The sequence below is a fragment of the Micromonospora sp. M51 genome (genome assembly GCF_018070305.1).
Taxonomy (GTDB): Bacteria; Actinomycetota; Actinomycetes; order Mycobacteriales; family Micromonosporaceae; genus Micromonospora; species Micromonospora parva.
Window position 1 is genome coordinate 1 of sequence record NZ_JAGPXZ010000621.1, and the last position, 3,736, is coordinate 3,736.

The 3,736-nt window shown below is 74.6% G+C and carries 2 protein-coding genes and 1 pseudogene; 2 read left to right on the forward strand and 1 reads right to left on the reverse strand.

Features of this window, described 5'->3' with window-relative positions:
• Both KBX53_RS25715 and KBX53_RS25720 read left to right on the forward strand, forming a co-directional pair.
• Positions 1–2,089: pseudogene (locus KBX53_RS25715) on the forward strand (AAA family ATPase); the annotation flags it as partial.
• On the forward strand, positions 2,089–2,709 hold the full coding sequence (locus KBX53_RS25720) for an HAD family hydrolase (RefSeq protein WP_210862099.1): 621 nt from the start codon (positions 2,089–2,091) through the stop codon (positions 2,707–2,709). The pseudogene KBX53_RS25715 and the gene KBX53_RS25720, both read left to right, overlap by 1 nt.
• A 72-nt stretch (positions 2,710–2,781) precedes the next feature.
• Here KBX53_RS25720 and KBX53_RS25725 read toward each other — a convergent pair.
• Positions 2,782–3,736 (reverse strand): SMP-30/gluconolactonase/LRE family protein (locus tag KBX53_RS25725; protein ID WP_247676219.1); only part of this gene is annotated, 955 nt, incomplete at its 5' end.

The following is a 3,736-nucleotide window of genomic DNA, read 5'->3' on the forward strand; positions in this document are numbered from 1 at the left end:
GGACGTGCCCGGCCTGCTCGGCAGCCTCGCCGGGCTGCTCACCGTCGCCCCGGGCCACGAGGCCGCGCTGGCCGCCGCGCTCGGCGGCCTCGCCGACGCGGTCGCCGTCAGTGGGGTGGACGAGGCCGTCGAGGCGATGCGGCTGCTGAAGATCTCCGACGCCGGCCGGGCCGGCCTGCTGGTCGGCAGCCCGGCGGGGCCCGGCATGACCGGCTCCGCGGACGCGCTGCGCCCGAAGCTGCCGGACGGTGCCCGGTGGGCGCCCGACCTGGTGGAGTGCGGCGACGAGCTGCGGCCGGCGGTGCACCGGGCCCTACGCGACGTGGCGCTCGTCGATGATCTCGCCGCCGCGGCGGAGCTGGTCGCCACCAACCCCGAGCTGCGGGCGGTCACCCCGGACGGTGACGTGGTCGGGGCGTACGCGGCCGCGGGTGGGTCGGCCAAGGCCCCCAGCTACATCGAGGTGCAGGCCGCCGTGGAGGAGGCTCGCGCCAATCGGCTCACCGCCGAACGCGCCGCCTTGGAGCTGCGTGACCAGTTGGTCGAGGCGCGCGCCGAGGTGGCCGCCGCCAAGGAGGCAGTGCAGCACGCCGCCGCCGAGAAGCGCGAGGCGGAGAGCCACCGCAACGCCGCCGCCCGCCGCCTGGCCGAGCTGGGCGCGGCAGCCCGGTCCGCGAAAGCCGAGACGGACCGGCTCGGGGACTCCCGCTCCCGCGCCGAGGCCGCCCGGCAACGGGACCTCACCGCCCTCGCCGAACTGGAGGAGCGGCTGCGGCTGGCCGAGGAGACCCCGGTCGACGCCGAGCCCTCCACCGAGGAACGCGACCAACTGGCGGCCATGGTGCCGCAGGCCCGGCAGAACGAGATGGAGGTCCGGCTCGCCGTCCGTACCGCCGAGGAGCGGGTCTCCTCGATCGCCGGCCGGGCCGACTCCCTCGCCCGGCAGGCCACCGCGGAACGGGCCGCCAGGGAACGCGCGGCGGCCCGGCGGGCCGCCCGCGCCCGGGGCGCGAGCATCGCCCGGTCCGTCGCCGGTGGCGCCCGGGAGGCGCTGACCCGGCTGACCACCTCGATCGCGACGGCCGAGGAGCACCGCGACGCGGTCGCCCTGGAACGGGCCGCGCGCGAGGCGGAGCTTCAGGAGGTACGCGGCGCCGCCAAGCGGCTCGGCGCGGAGCTGGAGCGGCTGACCAGCCAGGTGCACCGCGACGAGGTGGCCCGGGCGGAGCAGCGGCTGCGAATCGAGCAGTTGGAGGCGAAGGCCGCCGAGGACTTCGGGCTGGACGTGGAGACGCTCGTCGCCGAGTACGGCCCCACCCAGCCCGTGCCGCCGACCCAGGTCGACGTCGCGGCGGCCGAACGGGACGGTCTGCCGGTGCCCGAGCCGGTGCGCTACGAGCGGCCGGTGCAGGAGAAGCGGGCCGCGAAGGCGGAACGCGAACTCGCCCTGCTGGGCAAGGTCAACCCGCTCGCGCTGGAGGAGTTCGCCGCGCTGGAGGAGCGTTTCAAGTTCCTCTCCGAGCAGTTGGAGGACCTCAAGGCCACCCGCCGGGACCTGCTCACCGTGGTCAAGGACGTGGACGAGCGGATCCTGGAGGTGTTCGCCAGCGCCTTCGAGGACACCGCCCGCGAGTTCGAGCAGGTGTTCACAGTGCTCTTCCCCGGCGGCGAGGGACGGCTGATCCTCACCGAACCGGACGACCTGCTCACCACCGGCGTCGAGGTGGAGGCCCGCCCGCCGGGCAAGAAGATCAAGCGGTTGTCGCTGCTCTCCGGTGGCGAGCGGTCGCTGACCGCGGTGGCCATGCTGGTGGCGATCTTCCGCGCCCGACCCAGCCCGTTCTACATCATGGACGAGGTGGAGGCGGCCCTGGACGACGTCAACCTGGGCCGGCTGATCACACTGCTGGCACAGTTGCGGGAGAAGAGTCAGCTGATCGTCATCACGCACCAGAAGCGGACGATGGAGATCGCCGACGCGCTCTACGGCGTAACCATGCGCAGCGGGGTCACCCAGGTGATCAGCCAACGGCTCAACCGGGCCGACGAGGACGACCAGCGGCACGGCCGCGGCGAGGAGAACGGGTAGTGGCTCGGGAACGCGCGACGGCGCTCCTGCTGGACTTCGACGGCGTACTGCGCCGGTGGGACCCGGCGGTGGCCGCCGTTGTGGAGCGGGAGTACGGCCTCTCCGAGGGGGTGCTCGGCGAAATCGCCATGCAGTGGGGGCGGCTCCAGCCGGTGCTCACCGGCCAGGTCAATCACGCCGAGTGGATGAGCAGTGTGGCGGACGCCCTGACCGAATCGGTGGGCAGCCCGGAACGGGCCCGCGCTGCGGTGGAGCAGTGGCAGAGCTACCGGGGAGAGGTCGACCAGGAGGTGCTGGCGTTCGTCCGGGAGGTCCGCGCGGCGGGCGTCCGGGTCGGGCTGGGCACCAACGCCACCGACCTGCTCGACGCCGACCTGGCCGCGCTCGGCCTGGTCGGCGAGTTGGACGTGGTGGTCAACTCCTCGGTGGTCGGCGTGCACAAGCCCGCCCCGGAATACTTCCAGGCCGCCTGCGTGGCCCTGGACACCCCGCCGGCCCGGGTCCTGTTCGTCGACGACGAGGACTGGGCCGTGCGGGGTGCCCGGTCCGCCGGGCTGTCGGCGCACCGCTGGGGCGGCCACGCCGACCTCCGTTACCTGCGCGCCGCCCTGGCGTACTGAGCGAGGCGACAGCGGCGCGTTCGTCGGCATCGCGGTGACCCGGCCCGCCAACGCTCGGGGCGTCGGGCCGGGTCAGCGCAGCCCGGGGACCTGGGTGACGGTGAAGGGCGGCGCCGGGGCGGACGCGTTGAGCTGGCTGTTCACCCAGAGCAGCCGGCCGGCGTCGCGGACGATCGTGGTCGGCGACTGCGCCAGGCCGGCCGGACGGGACTGCCGTACCACCCGAGCGGTTCTCCGGTCGGCGTCCACGATCGCCAGGTTCCCCGCGAAATCCCAGCCGCCGGCGCCGTCGGGAAAGTTCACCACCCCGTAGAGCCGGTCGCCCTCCACCAGCAGCCCGTCGGCGCCCAGCTGGCCGTCGATCACCTCGACGGCCCTGGCCGTCCGCCCGACCAGGTCGACCCGCCACAGCCGCTCGGTGCCGGGCTGACCGTTGCCCTGGTCGCCGACGAGCGCGATCCGCCCGCCGTCGGTGACGACGATGCCGTTGAGGAATCCCGGCGCGACCGGGAAGTCAGCGGGGGCGAGCCACCGTACGAGGTTCCCGACCGTCGGGCCGTCCAGCGCCGCCCGCCACAGCGTGCCGGTGGCCGAGTCGGTGACGTAGACCGCGTCGGCGGTCAGCGCCAGGTCGTTGAGGGCGGCGCCCGGCCCCGTCCGTCGGGCCAGCAGCTCACCGTCCGGGGCGTACACGAAGAGCGCGCCGGTGTCCCAGCCGGCGACGAAGATCCGACCCCGCCGGTCGACGTGCAACCCGGCCGCCCGGGTACGCCCGTCCGCCCCCGGCGGCAGGAACTGTCGCAGCTCCCGGTCGCGGACGTGACCACGGTAGACGGCACCGGTGCCGAGACTGGTGACGTAGAGGGTGCCGTCCCGGGTCACCGCGATCCCCTCGGGCAGCACCCCGGACGCCCGGGAGACCACGTACGTGTCGGGGCGCGGGCGTTCGGCGAGCGCCGGGGCGGGTACGGCGACGGTCAGCACGGCCAGGCCGGCGGTGGCCGATGCGAGCAGCTTCTTCATGGCC